The organism is Methanothermobacter sp. (assembly GCA_030055615.1).
GTDB lineage: Archaea > Methanobacteriota > Methanobacteria > Methanobacteriales > DSM-23052 > Methanothermobacter_A.
On record JASFYN010000001.1, the window covers coordinates 420,826 to 442,080 of the forward strand.

23 protein-coding genes and 2 tRNA genes are annotated in these 21,255 nt (G+C 39.6%); 14 read left to right on the forward strand and 11 right to left on the reverse strand.

Translation table 11 applies throughout. The features are described 5' to 3' along the window. A complete protein-coding gene (locus tag QFX38_02335) occupies positions 1-936 on the forward strand; it encodes a radical SAM protein (protein ID MDI9623709.1) in 936 nt (311 codons plus the stop codon). Between the two features lie 42 nt (positions 937-978). Here the strand turns inward: QFX38_02335 and QFX38_02340 are convergent, their stop codons facing one another. Beyond that, positions 979-1,698, reverse strand: coding sequence for a tRNA-binding protein (locus QFX38_02340; protein ID MDI9623710.1), 720 nt, complete (start codon positions 1,696-1,698; stop codon positions 979-981). A gap of 548 nt (positions 1,699-2,246) precedes the next feature. Between QFX38_02340 and phrB the strand changes: the two genes are divergently transcribed. From phrB to QFX38_02365, 5 genes are all read left to right on the forward strand, one after another. Continuing rightward, positions 2,247-3,605: a deoxyribodipyrimidine photo-lyase gene (phrB, locus tag QFX38_02345; GenBank protein ID MDI9623711.1), complete on the forward strand. Its 1,359-nt coding sequence runs from the start codon at positions 2,247-2,249 to the stop codon at positions 3,603-3,605. Positions 3,606-3,889: 284 nt separating this feature from the next. Next, positions 3,890-4,228, forward strand: coding sequence for a PRC-barrel domain-containing protein (locus tag QFX38_02350; GenBank protein MDI9623712.1), 339 nt, complete (start codon positions 3,890-3,892; stop codon positions 4,226-4,228). Positions 4,229-4,238: 10 nt separating this feature from the next. Continuing rightward, positions 4,239-5,003, forward strand: a complete 765-nt coding sequence (locus tag QFX38_02355; GenBank protein MDI9623713.1) for an aspartate dehydrogenase — start codon at positions 4,239-4,241, stop codon at positions 5,001-5,003. After that, on the forward strand, positions 5,000-5,737 hold the full coding sequence (locus tag QFX38_02360; protein ID MDI9623714.1) for a tRNA(His) guanylyltransferase Thg1 family protein: 738 nt from the start codon (positions 5,000-5,002) through the stop codon (positions 5,735-5,737). The genes QFX38_02355 and QFX38_02360 overlap by 4 nt, the downstream gene beginning before the upstream one ends. Beyond that, a complete protein-coding gene (locus QFX38_02365) occupies positions 5,737-6,168 on the forward strand; it encodes a Mov34/MPN/PAD-1 family protein (GenBank protein ID MDI9623715.1) in 432 nt (143 codons plus the stop codon). Before QFX38_02360 ends, QFX38_02365 begins: the two co-directional genes overlap by 1 nt. Here QFX38_02365 and serA read toward each other — a convergent pair. After that, complete coding sequence (gene serA, locus QFX38_02370; protein ID MDI9623716.1) at positions 6,157-7,734, reverse strand: phosphoglycerate dehydrogenase; 1,578 nt, start codon at positions 7,732-7,734, stop codon at positions 6,157-6,159. The genes QFX38_02365 and serA overlap by 12 nt on opposite strands. A gap of 113 nt (positions 7,735-7,847) precedes the next feature. On the opposite strand from serA, the gene QFX38_02375 reads away from it, so the two are divergent. After that, positions 7,848-8,597 (forward strand): hypothetical protein, encoded by a 750-nt coding sequence (locus QFX38_02375; GenBank protein ID MDI9623717.1) that lies wholly within the window; start codon positions 7,848-7,850, stop codon positions 8,595-8,597. On the opposite strand, the gene QFX38_02380 is transcribed toward QFX38_02375, so the two are convergent. Then, entirely contained in the window at positions 8,594-9,535 is a 942-nt protein-coding gene (locus QFX38_02380; GenBank protein ID MDI9623718.1) for a transcriptional regulator, read from the reverse strand. The two genes, QFX38_02375 and QFX38_02380, sit on opposite strands and share 4 nt — an antisense overlap. 34 nt (positions 9,536-9,569) lie before the next feature. Here QFX38_02380 and QFX38_02385 point away from each other — a divergent pair, with 34 nt between their 5' ends. The 5 genes from QFX38_02385 (at position 9,570) to QFX38_02405 (ending at position 14,112) form a co-directional block, all read left to right on the forward strand. After that, a complete protein-coding gene (locus tag QFX38_02385) occupies positions 9,570-10,829 on the forward strand; it encodes a tRNA(Ile)(2)-agmatinylcytidine synthase (GenBank protein MDI9623719.1) in 1,260 nt (419 codons plus the stop codon). A 116-nt stretch (positions 10,830-10,945) separates the two neighbouring features. Then, positions 10,946-12,394, forward strand: a complete 1,449-nt coding sequence (gene ppcA / locus QFX38_02390; protein ID MDI9623720.1) for a phosphoenolpyruvate carboxylase — start codon at positions 10,946-10,948, stop codon at positions 12,392-12,394. Positions 12,395-12,785: 391 nt separating this feature from the next. Further along, positions 12,786-12,857 (forward strand) — tRNA-Gln (locus QFX38_02395). Between the two features lie 30 nt (positions 12,858-12,887). Then, a tRNA-Gln gene (locus QFX38_02400) sits at positions 12,888-12,959 on the forward strand. 34 nt (positions 12,960-12,993) lie between these two features. After that, entirely contained in the window at positions 12,994-14,112 is a 1,119-nt protein-coding gene (locus tag QFX38_02405) for an ATP-grasp domain-containing protein (GenBank protein ID MDI9623721.1), read from the forward strand. On the opposite strand, the gene QFX38_02410 is transcribed toward QFX38_02405, so the two are convergent. Together QFX38_02410 and QFX38_02415 are read right to left on the reverse strand one after the other, a co-directional pair. Then, a complete protein-coding gene (locus QFX38_02410) occupies positions 14,109-14,270 on the reverse strand; it encodes a hypothetical protein (GenBank protein ID MDI9623722.1) in 162 nt (53 codons plus the stop codon). The two genes, QFX38_02405 and QFX38_02410, sit on opposite strands and share 4 nt — an antisense overlap. After that, positions 14,267-14,704: a DUF61 family protein gene (locus QFX38_02415; GenBank protein ID MDI9623723.1), complete on the reverse strand. Its 438-nt coding sequence runs from the start codon at positions 14,702-14,704 to the stop codon at positions 14,267-14,269. The genes QFX38_02410 and QFX38_02415 overlap by 4 nt, the downstream gene beginning before the upstream one ends. Before the next feature lie 54 nt (positions 14,705-14,758). Here QFX38_02415 and QFX38_02420 point away from each other — a divergent pair, with 54 nt between their 5' ends. Both QFX38_02420 and QFX38_02425 read left to right on the forward strand, forming a co-directional pair. Continuing rightward, positions 14,759-15,091 carry a hypothetical protein gene (locus QFX38_02420; GenBank protein ID MDI9623724.1) on the forward strand — a complete coding sequence of 111 codons (333 nt, stop codon included), beginning with the start codon at positions 14,759-14,761 and terminating at the stop codon, positions 15,089-15,091. An 11-nt stretch (positions 15,092-15,102) separates the two neighbouring features. Next, the gene (locus QFX38_02425) at positions 15,103-15,546 is read left to right on the forward strand and encodes a hypothetical protein (GenBank protein MDI9623725.1); all 444 of its coding nucleotides are present in this window, start codon (positions 15,103-15,105) and stop codon (positions 15,544-15,546) included. Positions 15,547-15,578: 32 nt separating this feature from the next. Here the strand turns inward: QFX38_02425 and QFX38_02430 are convergent, their stop codons facing one another. Genes QFX38_02430 through ahaC form a run of 6 tightly spaced genes read right to left on the reverse strand, consistent with a single transcriptional unit; the run spans position 15,579 to position 21,241 of the window. Beyond that, entirely contained in the window at positions 15,579-15,968 is a 390-nt protein-coding gene (locus QFX38_02430) for a DUF22 domain-containing protein (protein ID MDI9623726.1), read from the reverse strand. Continuing rightward, positions 15,968-16,609, reverse strand: a complete 642-nt coding sequence (locus QFX38_02435; protein ID MDI9623727.1) for a V-type ATP synthase subunit D — start codon at positions 16,607-16,609, stop codon at positions 15,968-15,970. Before QFX38_02435 ends, QFX38_02430 begins: the two co-directional genes overlap by 1 nt. A 42-nt stretch (positions 16,610-16,651) precedes the next feature. Further along, entirely contained in the window at positions 16,652-18,043 is a 1,392-nt protein-coding gene (locus QFX38_02440) for an ATP synthase subunit B (protein MDI9623728.1), read from the reverse strand. Beyond that, a complete protein-coding gene (locus QFX38_02445) occupies positions 18,040-19,800 on the reverse strand; it encodes an ATP synthase subunit A (GenBank protein ID MDI9623729.1) in 1,761 nt (586 codons plus the stop codon). The genes QFX38_02440 and QFX38_02445 overlap by 4 nt, the downstream gene beginning before the upstream one ends. Beyond that, entirely contained in the window at positions 19,797-20,117 is a 321-nt protein-coding gene (locus QFX38_02450) for a V-type ATP synthase subunit F (protein ID MDI9623730.1), read from the reverse strand. Before QFX38_02450 ends, QFX38_02445 begins: the two co-directional genes overlap by 4 nt. Continuing rightward, entirely contained in the window at positions 20,114-21,241 is a 1,128-nt protein-coding gene (ahaC, locus tag QFX38_02455) for an ATP synthase A1 subunit C (GenBank protein ID MDI9623731.1), read from the reverse strand. Before ahaC ends, QFX38_02450 begins: the two co-directional genes overlap by 4 nt. Between the last annotated feature and the right edge of the window lie 14 nt (positions 21,242-21,255).

Genomic DNA, 21,255 nt, shown 5'->3' on the forward strand with positions numbered 1-21,255 from the left:
ATGGATTTTAAAAATTGTAAACTTTGTGAGTGGCGATGCGGTGTAAACCGTCTTGAAGGAGAAACTGGCATTTGCAATGTAGGATTACCAGAGGTAGCATATACAAGTTTAGCTTATATTCTGAAAAGTTATTCCATAACTTTCCTTGGCTGCTCATTCAAATGCTTATATTGTAACGCCTATCGGATTTCACAATATCCGGATACAGGATGGATTTATAGAGGCTATATTGAACCTGAGAAGATGGCCAGGGAGACCTTAGAACATCTTGAAAGTCCACTCGCGAGGAATATAGGAGCATATAGGCTTAGTTTCACTGGAGGGGAACCCACAATACACACACCATATCTTGAAGAGCTTGTAGGGAAAATAAGAAGATTTAGCCCTTCAATTGAAGTGGGCATCGCCACGAATGGTTTCCCAACAATGAAAACCTTTAAGAGGATTTTGAGGATTGCGGATTTCATAAATTTTGAAATCAAAGCATTTAATGATGAGGTCCACAGAAACCTTACAGGGGCGCCATCAGAGCCGGTATTAAGGAATGCTGCCTATCTTGCGGAAAAAGCCCCTGAAAAGGTTAGAACTTTCAGGACAGTTGTGATACCAAGGATAACCGATAAAGAAGTTCCTAGGATAGCGGAGTTTCTAGCAGAAATAAACGAAGAAATCCCTTATAGACTTGTCGGATTCAGGCCCAACTTCGTATTATATTATCATAGTGGGCCATCCAAGGGTTTGATGGAAGATCTTGTAAAAGAGTGTGAAAAGAAGGGTTTAAAGAATGTTGATTATTCTGGATATTATCCATTAAAGGCGAAAGATCCAGATTATTATCTTAAAAAACTTGGATGTCCATTACCACGAAATTGTGGAGAATGCAGATTTAAAGATGAATGTAAGAGTATATTAATGGAACCATGGCTTTTTAAATGATTTAAAATTTTATTTGGGCACCCCATGGAGAGAATTCTAATATTATTTTCCTTCTATGAACTTTTCTACTATTTTCCTCGCCTCATTAAGAGATTCTAGGGGTATTTTTTTTGGAAGACAACCTATTTCGCCTTCAACATTCCTTAGGACGCCCTCTGTGCCCAGGAACATTCCTTCACTTGTTATTCCCATGAAATTTTGTGGTGGTAATAATGCGACTGCAACATGATCTCCCATTTTAACCTTCAGATCATTTGTCACAACCTTAATGGATCTATCACCAATGTTGACATTGCATATTTGGAGCCTAGTGGCTCGTGGGTGCTTAGTGGAACTCATAACTTCCCCTACTATTATGTCGACGCCTATAATTGGGTCGAGGATTTTACCCAACATTATACGCTCTTTAAGTTTGAGTATTGTATTAAGGAAAAATTTTATCCTAGCAATATTTTCTTCTGTTTTCTCTTTATCTTTTGCCTCTTTAAGGAACAATTCAGCCCATTTTTCACCTCCGAGAGCTTCTATTATATTTTCTCCCTTTTCTTTAATCAACTGCATTTCTGGTGAATATGTAAGTTCTTTTGGTTCAAGATAGGAATAAATAAGGCTTTGGAGGATCTTTTTAATTTCATCGGCCATTTGAACGGCTAATTTTTTATTCCATTGCCCGTGGAGGCTACCTGATTCAACGGCTTTCATGAATAGGCTTATAGATTTATCAGCAACTTTAAATCTATAATCTTGGCTTGTATCCCACACTGAATCCACACTCCTATTATTCTTGGATTTCTTGTAACACTGATTTTACAATAAAAAATTATTTAAAACTGCTGTTTTGGGTTTGTCCATTGAACAAGAAAATTGCAGATACGAAGGTTCAATAATTTTCAAATTCCCTTAAATTTGGGAATGCTGATTTCATTAGAGCCACTTGGACTTATTGATTGGGTGGGTTCCACTCTCCTAATATAGGGTTAATTTTAATCTCATATGCTACTTTATCACTCAGGATATGGAGGGGCACATAACTGACCAAGTGAGCTAGATTTTGGAGGTATTTTGCAAATTATATGATGATAGAGAAACCAATATCACATAAAAGATATCCATATTTTCAGCAAAAATTTGCAAGATGGGGGGTGAATTCTTCCTTGATGCCATTACAGAAGGTATATAGTCTTTCTAATACAATTCCTTTATATCATGGCCAATACGTTATAAGATCACTTCAAGGCAGAAATTTTTCCGAACCTTAAATCAAAGATTGTACATGTGTACATTAAATAACAAATTAAGGTGGATTACCTATGATACATAAAGAAAGAATTAAAAACTTGAACGAATTTAGATCCATGGATGCCCACCGTGGAGATTATATTCTATATTGGATGCAAGCATCTGTAAGAACTCACTGGAATCATGCCCTTGAATACGCTATAGAAACCGCTAACAAAATGCAAAAGCCCCTCTTAACAGTCTTTGGACTCACTTCAGATTTCCCAGAAGCCAATTCACGCCATTACAGGTTTTTAATTGAAGGACTCCGTCATGTTAAGAATGAACTAGAAGATATGGGGGTGATATTTTCAATACAACTTAATGATCCCCCTTCTGCGGTTTTAAAATACTCAGATGATGCTTCACTTGTTATAACAGATAGAGGTTACCTTGAAATCCAGAAAAAGTGGTATGATGAACTCAAAGCATCTATTGACTGCCCACTAATCCAAGTAGAGAACAATGTTATTGTACCCGTTGAAACAGCCTCTAATAAGGAAGAATATTCCGCTGGGACATTCAGGCCTAAAATAACCCGTAAATTAAAATATTTTATGAAGCCGGTGCATCCAAAGACTCTTAAAGTGAATTCACTTGACATTGACATTGAATCAGTGGATCCTGATCTTGACAAACTCCTGAAAAAATTGGGCTTGAAGGATGAAATGACACCATCAATATTCCAAGGCGGCACAAAAGAAGCAATTAAAATCTTTGAAAAATTCTTATCGGAAAAACTTGAATGCTTCGAAAAGTTCAGAAATGACCCCGTAAGAAACTGTTTATCAAATATGAGTCCATACTTGCATTTTGGGCATATATCACCTTTATACTTAGCATACAAGGCCTCGAAAGCGGGGAAATGTCCAAATTTTCTGGAAGAGCTCATTGTAAGAAGAGAACTTAGCATAAACTTTGTCCATTACAATGATAACTATTACACAATTAAGTCTTTACCAGGATGGGCCTACAATACATTAATGGAACACGCATCCGACCCAAGAGAATACGAATACGAGTTAAAAGAATTTGAAAACGCCGAAACCCATGACAAATATTGGAACGCAGCCCAGAAAGAGATGGTAATCACTGGGAAAATGCACGGCTACATGAGAATGTACTGGGGTAAAAAGATCCTAGAATGGACTGAACACCCTGAAAAAGCATATAAGATCGCACTTCATCTCAATAATAAATATGAAATAGATGGTCGTGATCCTAACGGGTTTGCAGGAGTTGCTTGGTGTTTTGGGAAACACGATCGTGCTTGGGGCGAAAGAAAGATATTTGGGAAGGTCAGGTACATGAACGACCGTGGACTTAAAAGAAAGTTCAAAATCCAAGAATATGTGAATAGGATCGAAGCAATCGAAGAACAGCACCCTTGAAAAAACTTTTCTACATTCTTTACAAAATCTAGCCTATTTAGTCAACCGAACAGTCTACCATCTAGTTATTAGAAAAATCTGTTATATTGTACATGAATCGCCAATTTAAAGTTTTCATGGAAAATAATGGACCAACAGCCAAGTTTATTGATGATCTCTGCTTTTATCCCAAATTGGATCCACTCCAGAAAATTCATCATTCTTATAAACTATTTAAATTATAAAATGAAATAGACTTTCATATAAAAAAATATACCCAAAAAGAGGGTAGGAGTGTAGAAATTATGGTGGAATTATCCAACCTTTATGGCCTTGACATATACACTTCCACTGGTAAATATGTTGGCAGGGTTCAGGATGTTGTCCTTAACATAAAGAAAGGCCGAGTGTCAAAACTTAAAGCAAAGGCAATGAGCCCTGAGAAAAGAGATTTAGGGCTAAAAGATGTCTTGAAGACCAGCATACGTATAGTCCCAGAATCCGATGAAATTAGACCACTAAAAGAAGAAGGTATGATAGACATCCCATATGAAAGAGTTAAAGCCGTGGGTGACATACTTATAATATCCCCAGAGGTTAAAACACACGAAGTCAAAAAATCCTATGAAAGCCCAATAAGATAAGGGTAAGATCATGATAGTAGGGATAGTGGGTTGCGGAGCCATAGCTAACATAATCACAAGCTACATTTTGGAAGAAGATTCTAACATCAAACTTAGATTCTTCTATGATAGGGATCTTGAAAAGGCTGAGAACCTATCATCTATGGTAGATGGGATAGCAGTTTTAAAAGTAGAGGACATGTTAGACAAAGTCGATCTCATAATAGAAGCCGCATCCCCCGAGGCCGTGGCCGAAATCGTCCCCGATATCCTCAAAGCAGGAAAAGACGTTCTTATAATGAGTGTAGGGGCTTTAATGGACAAAGGGCTTCGTTCAAAAATCGAAGCTTTAGCCTCGAAGAATAATGCGAATGTTTACATCCCTTCAGGTGCTATAGTAGGCTTAGATGGTATAAAAGCAGCCTCTATAGGTGAGATCACCTCTGTTAAATTAACCACGAGGAAGCCCCCACGTTCACTAGGCATAACCACCGATGAAAAAAAAGTACTATATAAGGGTAATGCTTCAGAAGCTGTTAAAAAATTCCCCCTTAACATAAATGTAGCAGCCACACTCAGCATAGTATGTGACATGGATGTTGAAGTCGAGATTATAGTGGATCCTCAAGTAGATAGGAATGTGCATGAAATCACCGTTAAAGGAGACTTTGGAGAATTAAAAACAATCGCAAAGAATATTAGATGCGCACTCAACCCCAAAACGAGTGTATTAGCAGCTTATTCCGCTATCAAACTCCTTAAAAGTTTAAGTGAGAACTTCAAGGTCGGCACATGAAAGAATGCGAAATCTACTCTAACATTAGACCACCATGTGGCTGCAAAGTAGTTGCAAGGCTCGATGGCAGAGGGTTCCATAGACTAACCAGAGAATTGGACTTCAAAAGACCATATGATCCCTTTTTTGCAGATTGCATGGTTGAAACTTCAATTAACCTCATGAAGGAGTTTAGTCCGATTTTCATTTACACATTCTCTGATGAGATCAACATACTATTTGGAGAGTTACCATTCAACGGTCGCATCGAAAAACTCGATTCTGTACTCGCAAGTTTCACAGGAACATCATTCATCCTATGCCTCCTCAAAAAATTCAAAAAGGATAATATTAAAAAGCCCGTATCATTTGATAGTCGCATCATCCCCTTAGGTGACCATCTACTAGTAGAATATTTCAAGGCAAGGCAGGATGAGGCATGGCGAAACTGTCTTAACAGTTATGCTTATTGGACCTTGAGAGAAACCATGGATAGGAAAACCGTCACAGAAAAACTTAAAGGTTTAAAAGCAGGTGACATCCACGAACTCCTCTTTGAGAGGGGTGTGAACCTTGCGAAGGTACCCACTTGGCATAGGAGAGGTATTGGAATATACAAGAGAATTGTTACTATAAGGGGCTATGATCCCAGATACAAAAAAGAGGTGAAATCAAAGAGAAAAAGGATCATAGTCGACAAGAAACTCCCAATTTTTGATGAAGAATTTTTCAAGACAATAGAAGGGATAAAATAATGGGGATTATAAGTTATCTTCTGGAAAAAGTATTTGGGATTAAGAAAATCAAAAGGGTGCAAGTTGATCTGAAGGTTATAGATAATATAATAGAAACTGCGCGGAATGTTCATCCCAGGGAATTCGCAGCCTTTCTTGAGGGTAAAATAGAGAATGAGAGCCTCCATGTCACTGGATTAATTTTTCTACCAGGGGAATTTTCAAATGAAGGTGCTGTAATGCGGACTTTCATGTTACCACCATTCACTTCCCCCATTGGATCAGTTCATTCTCATCCAACACCCAACAATAACCCTTCAAAGGAAGATCTTTACTTTTTCGCAAAGAATGGTTTCTTCCATATTATAATAGCATATCCCTATCAAGAGGAAAGCATAGCATCCTATGACAGGTTTGGTAATAGGATAGAATTCGAAATTTTAATGAGATAATTCAATTGCGACAATATCATATACATTCTCTAGTTCTTTTATCTCATCTAGGACTGTGGGAGGCACTTCTTGGTCTACTTTAAGGACCATTACAGCTTCGCCTCCGATTTCTTTCCTACCAACTTGCATGATAGCTATGTTAATGTTATGCTCTCCAAGTTTTGTCCCTATGGCACCGATGGTCCCTGGAAGATCCTTATACTTCGCTATTAACATTATACCCTCAGGTTTTATATCCACCTTATAGTCATTTATTTTCACTATCTTAGGCTCCCTGATATAGGTTCCCTCAACACTAAACTCTCCCTTATCAGATTTAACATTTAACACTATAAGTGACTTATAATCCCCAGATTCTGACCTTTTACCCTCTGTAACTATCATACCCCTTTTCTCCGCGATCATAGGCGCATTAACTAGGTTTACAGGCTCTGTGAGTATTGGATTTAATATGCTTTGTAGTATGGTTCTTGTGAGGATGTCCTGCTGTGGTATTTCAGCTAGTTCACCACAGTATGTAACTTCCAAGTTTTCTATTTTTCCAGGTGTTGCTTGCACAACGAGACTGCCTAGTTTCTCGGCTAATACAATATATGGTTTCAGGAACTTGAAAGTTTCAGGGTCTAGCACTGGCATGTTAAGCACATTCTGGGGGGTTCCACCTTCAAAAACTTTCTTGATTTCATTTGCAACGATTATAGCCGCGTCTCGCTGAGCCTCAACTGTTGAGGCTCCTATGTGTGGAGTTAAAACCACATTATCCAATTCTAAGAGTGGACTGTCTTTTGGGGGTTCTTCCTCGAATACATCAAGGGCAGCTCCTCCTATCCTACCTTCATTTAATGCATTGTACAATGCTTTCTCGTCCACTATACCTCCACGGGCACAATTTATTATGAAAGCTGTATCCTTCATCATATCCAATTCACGATCTGATATAAGATATCGTGTCTCTGGGGTTAATGGGACATGTATAGTTATAATATCAGATTTTTTGAGTAGTGTTTCAAGGTCAACTATTTCCACGCCCATTTCATCAGCCGTTTCTCTACTAATATATGGATCATGGACAAGCACATTCATCCCAAAGGATTTTGCACGTTTAACCACCTGTGACCCAATCCTACCCATCCCTATAACACCAAGGGTTTTGTTGTTGAGTTCTATACCCATGAATTTGCTCTTATCCCATCTACCTTCCTTCACGGACTTATCAGCTAAGTGTATTTTCCTTGCAAGTGCTAAAATTAAACCCATGGTATGTTCTGCGACTGTGATAGAAGTGGATTCAGGGGCATTTATAACCATGATACCCTTTTCAGTGGCGGCTTTAACATCGATATTATCCACGCCCACACCCGCTCTTGCGATGATCTTCAATCTTGGAGCAGCCTCTATAACTTCCCTTGTGACTTTCGTCCTACTTCTTACAATAATAGCATCAAAATCTTTTATAGTCTCTAGGAGTTCTTCAGGTGTTATATCGGTGTCAACTACAACCTCGGCCACCTTTTCAAGTTCAGCTATCCCCTTTTCATTGATTGAATCTGCAACAAGTACTCTCATATTTTCCACCTGCTAAAACTCTGATGATTGTAAAGATTAGAAAGTAAAATATAATTTTATTCTCGGAAACCTAATATATTTTACACTATATATATAGTGAGTGGGTTAGGAATATGTTTGAGGGATCCATTAAAATCGAGGATAAAAGTATACCATGTACTTCACTGGGGACAGCACCATTTGCAGGTTTAACGTATTTTGGTCATAGATCCCGCCTATACCAGATAGACCTTTATAATAACCCGGATAACATAGAGAGGATCATTAGGAGATCCTATAATTTGGGGGTTAGGGCAATACAACTCATACCCGAACCTCCAGTTATCAAGGCATTAACTGGGGCTGTTGAATCGGGTTTAGATTTCACTATCATCGGCACTATAAGGGCTGGAAGATTCCAAGAGGATCTTAAGCTCCTTTTAGATTTAGGCGCTGATGCCATTTTATTAGATGAAGAATACACTGATAAATTAGATACATGGGAATTGGCGGATCTTTTAGATTCTATAAATGAGTTAGATGTAATATGCGGCCTTATAACTGCTTTTCCACGGAATACTACAATGAAACTTCTCGATTCTGATATATTAGATCTTTTTGACATTTACATGATACCGTTAAATAAGCTTGGATATATGATGGATTTTCCCAGTTTTTTAGAAGATGAGAGGAGAGAACTGAAAGAGATGATATTGGACACTGGTAAGTTTATCATGGCACATAAAGTATTAGCTGCGGGGATATTAAAACCTGATGAGGCTTTTAAATTCTTGGAGAGCGTGGATTATATTGATATGGTTAGTATAGGTGTTGCATCCATTGAAGAAGCTGAAGAGACGTTCACTTTGCTATTTGAGTATTAATTGTATTGTTTTCTCTCGGCTATTATCTTCAAGAATTCCTTTGAGCTTTCTATTTCATCTATCTCCCAATCTTTGATTACTGGTATGCCCTCAAGGGATTCTTTAATTTTAGGATTTTTCAATATGAAAACAGCATCGGATCCCGTGATCAATGATATGTCCTTTAATGGTACGGCCATCCTCTTAAGGGTTCGGGTATCTCTATTCTTTTCAAGATCTGTGATGACTGTATCCTCGAATTTCATATCCTTGGCAAGCGCGTCAAATGGCGCTTTCTGTGTTTGGACCACGCCAAAGCCTAATTCAACAAGTTTTTCAGCCCGTTTATCAGGTCTATTCTCTATGATGTCCCTCTCAGGCTCGGGTGCTTTGAAAAGGTCAATTGAGAGTATTATCTTTATGTTTAGTATCTCTTCAAGTATCATTGCAGTCTCGGGGGAGGCTCTTACAAGGCCGTTCTCATACTTGTAAATGGTCTCCCTTGATACGTGGGCTAAATCTGCGAGATCCTTGAGTGACATATTATATTCTTCTCTGACCTCCCTTAAGGTGTCACCGTCTATCTGCACATAATATCCACCTCTGTCAGCGAAAACTTCTGGGCGATGGCCTTCTATGATCATGTTCTTCAATGTTTTGAGGGCTATGACTGGTATGCCATGTCTTTCGTATACTACATCTTCTTCAAGGTAATCTGTCTTGGATCTTAGGCCTATGATGAGAGGTGCTGCTAAGAAGGTGTAGGCAACCTTTTTTATTTCATGAGCTTGTAAACTATTAATAGAATCTATATTAACGAGTACTTTTAGTAGGAGAAGTAAGAGTTTCTTCCTTGCTAGGAGGTCAAAGCAACTTCTCTCATAGATATGGGACACTTTAAACCCGTGTGTTGCAAGTATATTGTATAGTTCCTGGAGTATTTCTTCCCTTTTCATGATGTTCAATTAAACCACCAGAGGGAGCGTGAAAAGCATGTTACACGTAGGTATCGATGATACAGATTCTCCTAGTGGAATGTGCACTACTTATATTTCATGTTTAATAATCGAGAAACTTAAGGTTTGCGGTTATGCTATAAAGGGTTATCCTAGATTGATAAGACTCAACCCCTTCGCCCCGCATAAGACGAGGGGTAATGGAGCGGTTTCATTTAAATTGGAGGTCCAAGGGGAGGATGAAATTGAAAAAGTGAAGGATTTGGTGTTATCTTTTGTATCGAAGTTTTCGGAGCTTGAAAATGATGATACAAACCCTGGGGTGGTATTTTATAAAGGTGAAATTCATGATAGTTTGAAAAAATTCGCACTCGATGCTATAAGGCGAATATTAACAATAGAAGATGCTAAGAGACTAGCCGATAAAATTGGAGCTGAAGTTTATGAATACAAAAAAGGCAGAGGTATTATAGGCGCATTAGCGGCTATAGGATGTCCTTTACCAGATAAGACCTATGAGCTCATAGCTTATCGTTCACCTGAAAATTATGGTAAAAAGAGAAAAATCGACAAGGAATCTGTTAAGAGGATGGATGAGGAGACTTATCCCGAAACATTTGACAATATTGACGATGATTATATAGCTATAGAACCTCACACTCCTTGCCCAATCCTCTATGGTATAAGGGGCGAATCCCCTGAAGTTCTTATAAGAGCTAATCGGATGATAAAAGTTGGAGAAAAAATCGAAAGATATTGTATCTTTGAAACCAACCAACATACTGATCAGCACATCCAAAAAGTTGACAGCATATCCCAGATGAAACAATTCAGCTGTTATCTTGTTTCAGGCGAAGTTAAAGATATGCCCAGGGTAATTGAAGGAGGACATGTATTCTTCACATTAAAGGATAATACCGGTGAGATAGAATGTGCAGCTTATGAACCTACCAAAGATTTCCGAAAAATAATAATGAAATTAAGACCAGGAGATAAAGTGAAAGTATTTGGGGGTATAGGAGTCCATGGAACCCTAAATATCGAAAAAATTAAAATAGAACATGTAAAACCCCAGATAGAATATGAGAACCCTATCTGTTCTTGTGGTAAAAGGATGAAATCAGCAGGAAAAAATAAAGGATTTAAATGTCCAAATTGTGGCAGAAAATTAAATGGTCAGAAAATCCCGAAGAGAATCCCAAGATCATTAAAAGAAGGATATTATGAAGTTCCAACTTGTGCAAGACGCCACCTTTCAAAACAACTCATAAGGATGGGAATAAAAGGATGCTTATAATCCCCATAATTGGAAAATCCACTTAGATTGATTATCAATCCCACCACGAAAATAGCCCCTTATCAAGGCAATACTTATATCATAATTTTCTATCAACATAATATGGGTGTGTAATTATGATTCCGAGGTGTATGAGTACGCAGCATCCTGATAATGTAAATCCACCATTCTTCGCGTCAAGTCCGCTTCTTAGCGGAGAAGATGAGATAAAAGAAGCATATTATGTGTTTTCTCATCTTGGATGTGATGAGCAAATGTGGGATTGTGAAGGTAAAGAAGTTGATAACTACGTTGTGAAAAAACTCCTTGCGAATTATAAATCATTCTTCCAAGAAAATATACTAGGAAAAGATTATAGATTAACCTTGAGGGTTCCTAATCCTACAGTAGAACGTGAAGAGGCGAAGATACTCCTCGAAACACTTGAGAGCATACCCCGTTCATATGATACAGCTACATTATTTTATGGCATGGAAGTAGCCCCAGTCTTTGAGGTTATATTACCCATGACTTCATCCAGCGCCTCGCTTAATCGCATCTACAATTACTATAAAAAGTTTGTCGTCGAAAAACAGAATTTCTCACTTGGGGACGTGACCATAAAAGAATGGATAGGAGAATTCAAACCCCAAAGCATAAATGTAATACCCCTTTTTGAAGATTATAACGGGATGCTCTCAGCATCTACTATAACCAAAGAATATTTAGATGGGAAGGACATCCACCATCAAAGGGTTTTCTTAGCACGTTCAGACCCGGCTATGAACTATGGGATGATATCCGCTGTAATACTCAATAAGATAGCCCTTCAAGATTTTGAAGAAATAGAAAAAGAAACAGGTATAAGAATGTATCCTATAATAGGGATGGGCTCGGCACCCTTCCGGGGAAACCTAGAACCATCCAATGTGGATAATGTTATGAAAGAATACCCAAGCACTTACACATTCACATTACAATCATCCTTCAAATATGACCACCCTCCACGAGAAGTTATCAAGGCCGTTGACAGACTAAAATCGAAGAAACCAAGCAAAGCACAGGAGATAGACGTCGAAATCGCGCTTGAAATCATGGAAAAATATTGTAGGGAATATCGTCGCCAAGTATTGAAACTCGCAGATATTATAAACCGGATAGCTAAATATGTTCCCAAGAGGAGGAAAAGGAAACTCCACATAGGACTTTTCGGCTATTCAAGAAGCATTGGAAAAGTTTCCCTACCAAGAGCCATAACTTTCACGGCGGCCCTCTATTCTATTGGAGTGCCACCTGAAATCCTAGGCTTTAACGCACTCTCTGATAAAGACATTGAAAACCTCCATGAAATTTACATAAACTTTGAAAAAGACATGCTCGATGCTCTCAGATACATGAACCCTCATTCACCATATTTGGAAGATGAACTTCATTGGAAGATCAAAGAACATTTCCCTGATATAGAATATGACAGAAAACACAAAAAACTAGTTGATGATATAAACAAGAGCCTATCACTCGGTCAGATAAGGGTGATCCAAACAAGGATTCTCGAAGCGGCAAGTCTAAGAAAATTTCTTGGATAAAGAAAATGTCAGTGGCTTGTATAGCGGCTTACAGTGGCTAATCTTTTTAATGACTCTTTATTTTTAAATTCCTTTTGCAAGGACGAAAGAAGTACAACCAAGAAAGCTTTTATCTTTTTTTGGGGGTAACTCCCTTTTGAGGGGATAGAAAAGGTAAATGTCGAAAAATTTAAATATCTCCAATTTTTAAATATTTTGTTAGGATGGTCCCATATAGTGTGTTCGAAACTCGAATTTGGATATAAAACCATGCATTATATAATGGCGGGGGATGGCGGAGCCGCGGATCCCGCAAACCAGCACATGAAAGTGGAGCTTGGAGCACCAGCTAAACCTTGGAAGCCCCTATCATGGGGGTAATTGGCAGTTGGAAGTGGCTTTAATCTTTTATAGTCCCGTGGGGTAGTGGCAATCCTGATGGGCTCTGGACCCATCGACAGCGGTTCGACTCCGCTCGGGACTATCCTATTATTCATTTTAGACAAGTGCTTATAGTCCCGTGGGGTAGTGGTAATCCTACCGGGCTTTGGACCCGGTGACAGCGGTTCGACTCCGCTCGGGACTATCATCCCCAATATTACTTTTTTGAAGGTTTTAAAATGGAGAGACTCCTTATAGTAGGTGTGAATACAAGGCCTGTTGCAGAGGCAGCATATGATCTTGGATTCGAGGTTTATTCTGTAAGCTATTACTGTCCAAGAGATTTTTATTCTTATCATGAAAGAAGGTGCATACTAGAACAGGAGCCCTTAAAATCTTCGGGGAGGTTCCATGAGAAATTCAAACCATCACATCTTAAAATTTTAGCTGAAGATTTTCTGGATGAGGTTGACAAGATTATAGTTTTAAGTGGAGGTTTCCCCGAGGATTTCCCTTCCCGGAAAATCCTTGGTAACAAGAAGACGCGGAAAATAGAAGACAAATACAGTTTATATAAGAAGTTGCGTGGGAAATTCAAAGTCCCAGAAACTTACAAGTTGGACGATATAAAAGAAGCATGGGAGATACAAGAACAGGAACCAGGAAAAAGATTCCTAATAAAACCTTTAATGGGGTCTGGGGGTTTTGGAGTTTCCCCCATATCAGGTTACAAGAGAAAGTTTGAGGGTCCTTTTATCTTACAAGAATTTATTGAAGGGTTGCATTTAAGTGCTTCTGTACTCTCCACTGGCAAGGATGTTATGACAATATTAACAAGCAGGCAGTTGATAGACACAAATATTAGAGGATGGGAGGATAATCTCATATATTCGGGGAATATAGTGCCCGCACCTTACCCTGAGATTAAAAAGATAGGGGAGGATGTGATTAAGGGCTTGTCTCTTCTAGGATCAAATGGTGTTGACATGGTTTTATCCCCTAATGGTTTATATGTGATTGAAGTTAATCCTCGCATACAAGGCACTTTTGAATGTGCCCAGCTTTCCCTTGGAATTAACATGTTATTTGCCCATATCCGGGCTTGTGAAGGAGAACTTGTAAACAGACCTTCGAGTAAAAGGTATACTGTAAAGAGGATAGTCTATGCCCCTTTCAGATGTCAAGTTGGCGATCTTAACCTTCCAGGGGTTTATGATATACCTTGTAGTGGTTCTATAATAGAAGCAGGTGAACCTCTGGTGACTTTGCTCAATTCTCATGAAAATCTCAATACTGTCTTGAGGAATATTAAAGTGAGTTTTGAACAAGTCATGGGGAGATTAAACGTTGTAGACTAGACAGGCACCTTTATTATACCTAGGAGTATTAATATGAATATGATGAGTCCTATTGCTATTAGTATCCTTGTGAGTATCATACCCCATGTTATTATGAGGAATATTTTAGCTCTCCTATCAGGGTCTTTGAGGTACTCTTCAATGGGGTCCTTGCTCATTGGATGTCCCCCAGGTTGTTTACGAGGAAAATATATTGGGTTGTGGTTGGAAGTTCTCTTCTTAGAATCTTAATTTCGGGATTATAAATGTGTATTTCCTCTGGTATGTTATATTCGTCTACTTCCCTTCCTATAATCTTTGAGACTATTTTAACTTCTAGTTTACCCTTTATCCTTGCACCGGAGATCGTTGCATCTATTTCTATGTATATAGGTAGCCTGAGACGTTTTTGTTCATCTTCGGGAAGTAACGAGGCTATAAATTCGAGTTCGTCTGCTTTGAACCTGTGTCTGCTCCCATCCGCCCCAATAACATGGGGTTTTTCTTCTCCTAAAAGTTCCTTGAGGGTTTTCCTCTTCCTTGGCACGTGCCTATTAAGGATGATAATTTGTTTCTTTATAATCCTTTCAGTTCTATCCATCTCATCTTTCATCACAAATATATTAATATTTTATAAAATATCAAAATATGTATGGGGGGTGTTAAAGTGGATGTTGACATTGAACAATGTAGAGAAAATGATAAAATAAAAGAACTTATAAGTACAAGCGGACTCCCGATAAAGTATATCAAGATCCTCTTGCGCTTGGCAGATGCTATATACCTTAATGCGATAAACTACAATGTCAAAATAGAGGATGGGGGGGTTTCAATCATCCTTGTTTCATCCAAAGGTGAGAATAATTTTGGAAAATTCACTACAAGTGCACTTACAAATGTATTCTACCGTATCCGAGAATTGGAGAAGGAACACGAAGACATAAACACAAAATGTATAATACATGATGACATCCTGGAAATCCAATTTAAATTTGCATAGGCTAGATAAAAATGAGGTTAGATTATTATCACCAGGTAATAAAAGAGGTTGAAGACTTGGAAATTGACACTTCCACGCCTTCAAAGTTCAGAAAAACATTAATGAAGTTGAAAAGGAAAAAGAGGATCCTTAGAAGGTTAAAAAAGAAGTTGATGGACGATATAAGGGATATTGAAGTGGATTATCTTATAAAGAGAATGGCCATCCGCCGGGAAATAGAAGATTATGAAGCGAATCCATCAATATTCAAAAGATTATTGGGAAAAGACTCCAGCACTTTAAGACTAAAGGCATTGAAGAGGATTGAAAAGGATCGAGAAGTCAAGATAAAACCTTACAATGAAATTAGAGAACAAATAAATAAGCTACTTGATGATATTGATGAGATCATAATGGAACATGCCAGCCCAGATAGCAGAATAAAAAAAGAATTCAATCCACCAGAATTTAGATAGTGGGGGAGATCAACCCCCATCAAATTGGATATTTAGTGGGTTAACTCTACGGGTAAAAGTATGAGGACACCTAGAAGGTCATTCTTTTTTATCTCCCCACTTAAAGCCGCTACAAAAGTTGCATGGTCTGCGCTTCTCTCCATGCTAATAGGTAGAGGCACCTCTTCCCCAGTTGCAATTACATGGCCTAATCCATGGGTTGCATAAGCACACAGATAGACTATATGATTGCTGGGTATCTTGATCCTCTTTATCTTGATTGGTTTTATTTCCCCTGCTTTTACCTTCACATCTTCAGCTGCAAGTATAGCCCTAAGGTGACCATAAATTTCAGCATCTATTAATCTGAAATCAACTAGTTCTTTCGCGTATTTTTCAGTTGCCCTTCTAACTTCGCCTAGTCTTGTTAATATCCTGACCATTACTCCATCTCCATGGATTCTTTAATCATCTTCAATCTTACAAAGTTCTCTCTTTCCATCTCCTCTAATCGCATTTCAATGTAGCTGACTGTATTCTGCAATCTTGGTATAATTATGTTTTCAAGGGCGTTAACCCTCCTTTTTGTGGATTCTATCTCCCCCGCGAGTAACCTTACACTTTTCTCTATCTCCCCCAATTCTACTATGAGGGCTACTGATTCCTCAAATTTCTTAGCAGCCTCGTCAAGTTTAACTGAAGTGTCTGCTAGACCATATCCTCGCTCAACCATGGATCTCTCAGTTGATTCTATCTCCACTACTGGGACAACAACACCCATTATATTCCTGGAATCTATTTCAACCTTGATAAACTCTTTAACCGCCATAGCGGCCTTGTTAACGGCCATGTCACCCATCATTATCTGTGCTTCCGTTAAATCCTCAAATGCCTCCTTCAATTTCTCTTCAACTCTTTCACGAGCTCCTCTAACCCTCTCTAGTATGTTGAAGAATTCCATGATAAGGGCGTTCCTCTTTTCCTTTAATAAGTCATATCCTTTGATAGCGAGCTTTTCTCTCTGTTTAAGTTTCAGAAGTTCCATCCTAGTAGGGTTGATCCCTTCAATTATCTCTTGCGCCAAAATTCATCCCCCCAATAAAAGGGTAAAAATGTTTTTTTGGGGTTATTCCCCTTTTGGTAAGTATTTGTCGATGTGTTCTTCGGCAACTCTCTTGAGCTCTGCACGTGGTAATATGCTTAGAAGCTCCCAGCCAAGGTTGAGAGTCTCCTCTATTGACCTGTCTTCGTCACGTCCTTGGTTTATAAACCTTTTTTCGAATTCATCAGCAAATTGTAAGTATTTACGGTCTCTGTCAGTTAATGCTTCTTCACCCACCACGGCGACTAGGTCGCGGAGGTCTCGGCCTTCTGCATATGCAGAATATAGTTGGTCTGATACTCCACTATGGTCCTCTCTGGTTCTTCCCTCTCCTATGCCGCCGCTCATGAGTCTTGATAATGATGGTAGAACATCTACTGGGGGGTATATACCTTTACGGTGTAGTTCGCGGCTGAGCACTACTTGGCCCTCTGTAATGTAACCTGTGAGGTCTGGTATTGGATGTGTGATATCGTCTTGTGGCATGACTAGAATTGGCATCTGGGTTATTGATCCTTTCTTGCCGATTATACGCCCTGCTCTTTCATAGATGCTTGCGAGGTCGGTATACATGTATCCTGGGTATCCTCTCCTACCAGGGACTTCTTCCCTTGCGGCTGATATCTCCCTTAAAGCTTCACAGTAGTTTGTCATGTCTGTTAGTATGACTAGTACGTGCATATCATGTTCAAATGCAAAGTATTCGGCTGTTGTGAGGGCCATTCTTGGTGTGATTATACGTTCGATGGCTGGGTCGTCTGCAAGGTTCATGAATACTGTTACGCGTTCGAGGGCGCCGGTTTGTTCAAAATCTCTCATGAAGTAATTGGCCTCTTCGTGTGTTATGCCCATGGCTGTGAATATGACTGCGAATTCACTCTCTTCTGTGAGAACTTTTGCTTGTCTTGCGATTTGTGCTGCCAGTTCATTGTGTGGCAATCCTGAGCCTGAAAAGATGGGTAGTTTCTGTCCTCTGACTAGTGTGTTCATTCCATCGATTGTTGATATACCTGTTTGGATGAACTCTGCGGGGAATGCTCTTGCTGATGGGTTTATTGGGTAACCGTTAATGTCAAGTTCTTTTTCTGGGATGATCTCTGGGCCGCCGTCTATGGGTTTTCCCGTACCGTCGAATATGCGGCCTAGCATGTCCATTGAAACGCCTATTTTTGCTGTTTCTCCTGTGAAGCGTATTTTGGTTGTTTCGGTGTTAAGGTCGCTTGTACCTTCAAATACTTGTACGACGGCGATGTCTTCTCGCACTTCAAGTACTTGGCCTCTTCTTTTCTCACCAGTGGGTGTTTCGATTTCGACGATTTCACCATATGCTGCTCCTTCGACTCCTTCCACTATCATTAGGGGCCCTGACACTTCACTTACTGTGGTGTATTCTCGGGTTTTAATATCTACTTTCATTTTAACACCTCATTACATTGTTGGACTATTTTTTCTTCGATTTCTTTGATTCTTTCATCGAATTCGTCTTCGGGTATGTATTTCATACGTCCGATTTCTTCTTTTACTGGTAAGTTTACTAGTTCTGCTGCGGGTGCTCCTCTTTCTAGTGCTTCTGTGGCATGTTCGTGGAATTTCATTATAGTTTTGAGCATTTTTAATTGTTTTTTTGGTGAGCAGTAGGTATCGACTTCGTGGTAGGCGTTTTGTTGGAGGAAGTCTTCACGTATCATTCTCGTGGTTTCTAGGGTTATTCTTTCTCTATCTGGTAGTGCGTCGGGTCCTACGAGTTGTACTACTTCTTGGAGTTCGGCTTCTTTTTGGAGTAGTGCCATTGCGTTGTCTCTTGTGGTTCTCCATTCTGGGTCGACGTTTTTAGCCCACCATTTTTCTATGCTGTCGATGTATAGTGAATAGCTTTGGAGCCAGTCTATGGCTGGGAAGTGTCTTTTGTCTGCAAGTGAAGCGTCAAGTGCCCAGAAAACTTTACATATTCTTAGGGTGTTCTGTGTGACGGGTTCTGAGAAGTCTCCTCCTGGTGGGGATACTGCGCCTACTATTGATACTGATGCTATTTTGTCTTCTGTTCCGGCTGTTATGACTCTGCCGGCTCTTTCATAGAATTGGGCGAGTCTTGATGCGAGGTATGCTGGGTATCCTTCTTCCCCTGGCATTTCTTCGAGTCGGCCTGAGATTTCTCTCATTGCCTCTGCCCATCTTGACGTTGAGTCTGCCATGAGGGCTACATCATATCCCATGTCCCTGAAGTATTCGGCGATGGTTATACCGGTGTATACGCAGGCTTCCCTTGCGGCTACTGGCATGTTTGAGGTGTTTGCGATGAGCACTGTCCTGTCCATGAGGGGTTTTCCTGTTTTTGGGTCTTCGAGTTCTGGGAAGTCCTTTAGTACTTCTGTCATTTCGTTACCTCTTTCTCCACATCCAACATAAACTATGATGTCGGCGTCTGCCCATTTGGCTAACTGTTGTTGGGTTACGGTTTTCCCGGATCCGAATGGTCCTGGTATTGTTGCTGTTCCACCTTTTGCCACTGGGAAGAAGGTATCCTGTGCTCTTTGACCGGTTATGAGTGGTACGTCAGGGTCTAGTTTTTTCTTGTATGGTCTTGGTCTTCTGACTGGCCATTTTTGCATCATCTGGATTTCTTCGGTGCCGGTTTCTGTTTCTACTTCTGCTATGGTGTCTAGTACTGTGTATTCTCCTTGTGGTTCTATGCTTTTCAACGTCCCTGAAATGTTCGGTGGTATCATTATTTTGTGTGTGACTGCTGAGGTTTCTTGGACTTCTCCGATAATGTCTCCGCCCTGTATTTTTTGTCCAGGTTCTGCTAGTGGTTTGAATTCCCATTTTTTGTCCTTTGGGAGTGGGGGTACGTCAACGCCTCTTTGTATGTAGTCTCCTGTGAGTATTTTGATGTTTTCTAGTGGTCTTTGTATACCATCAAAGATGGAACCGATGATCCCTGGGCCTAGTTCTACTGAGAGGGGGCCTCCTGTGCTTTCCACTGTTTCTCCTGGTTTGATCCCGGTTGTTTCTTCGTAAACTTGAACGGTGGCTGTGTCACCTTCAAGTTCGATGATTTCTCCTATTAGTTTTTCTTCACCTACTTTTACCATTTCATACATTTGGGTTCCTCTCATTCCTTCCGCGATGATAACGGGACCTGCGACTTTAATAATTTTTCCTTTCTTTATCATTTTACCAACTCTATTCCAATTACTCTTTTGATAAGCTCTCTTAGGGGTTCTACTCTTTCTTCAGAGGGACCGTATTTATCGGGTATTTCTATTATGATGGGTAGTGCGCGTGATCCGCTGGTTTCATCAATAAATTCTCTTAATTCGTCACCAATTTTTTCTGTGATTATTATAATAGAAACCTCCTTTTTTATAAGGTCTCTGATGATCTTTTCAGCTTCTTCTGGGGTTTCAACAGCATGTCCTTCTTTTATACCTGCTAACCTGAAACCTGTTACGGTGTCTGCATCTGCGACTACTGCTATTTGAGTGCTCATATTAACATCTCCTTAAGTATGGGTTCTGGGAAGGCTACTTCTCTTTTACTGCGCGCGATTACTTTGAGGTTTTTGATTTCGGCCTCTTTTCGACTGAGGAATGTTATTATTGGACCTACACCGAGGGGTCTTTTTAATGCGAAGGTTCTTGCGGTTTCATTGATGTATTTTTCCAATGCTCTCTCGAATGTGGCTAGTGATCCTGTTTCTTCATATTTTGGGAACGCTTCTGCGAGTACTGGGCCATAATCTGTGCCTTCTAATTCGCTTATCATGCCTTTTATGTTTTCTGCTTCCATGAGGTATTCTAGTTTCCATTCGGGTAATTGATAACTTTCTGGTATTATATAGGGGCTTATGTCCTCGTATTTGAGGTTGTCGGCCTTTGCACGGAGTATTATTTTGAGGTTTGTAGCGTCTATTTGCGCGCCAAAGTATGTGCGCAGTATCTCGATGTCTTCTTTTGGGATTGATATTTCCTCTAGGACTTCTAGGAGGCTTTCCATGTAGTACTTATCGAGGGCGGCTTCAAAGGGTAAGAGCATCCCTGTTTTTTCATAATCTGGGAAGGCTGATTCTAATATTGGACCATATTCTGTGTCTTCAAGGGCTGCTATTATATCCTCGACCGTTTTGAGGTCTGTTAACTTTTTTAGCTTGTCTTTTAATTCGCCGAAAGGTATTAGGAGGTCCATTGTCTCTTCTGGACTTAGACCAGTATCTTTGGCTGTTAGGAGACTTTTTATGTTTTTGATATCCCATTTTTTAGATTGTATCTCGAATACTCTCTTCAGTCTTTTTGGTGCTATTTCTGTGATTAGTTGGTAGATTTCTGCGAGTTGGCTTTCAAGGGCTTTTTCGATAGGGTACTCATCTATGTATTTTGCGTAATCTGGGAAGCCCCTCAAGTAATTTTTGAACTCTTTAAGGTTTTCAGTCTCTATGATTTCTGTGAATTGTCTGTCTGTGAATAGACGCCCCATTCTTGCTCTCACTCTTGCTGTGGGATATGCGAATGGTACAACGTCTCTGAGAAACCTTATTGTAGGTACTATTATGATGATGGCTCCTGCAGCTGCCACTATACTTATCAGCGCCTTTAACATGGTGGGGCTGTCAATCATGTATGATCTCTCCC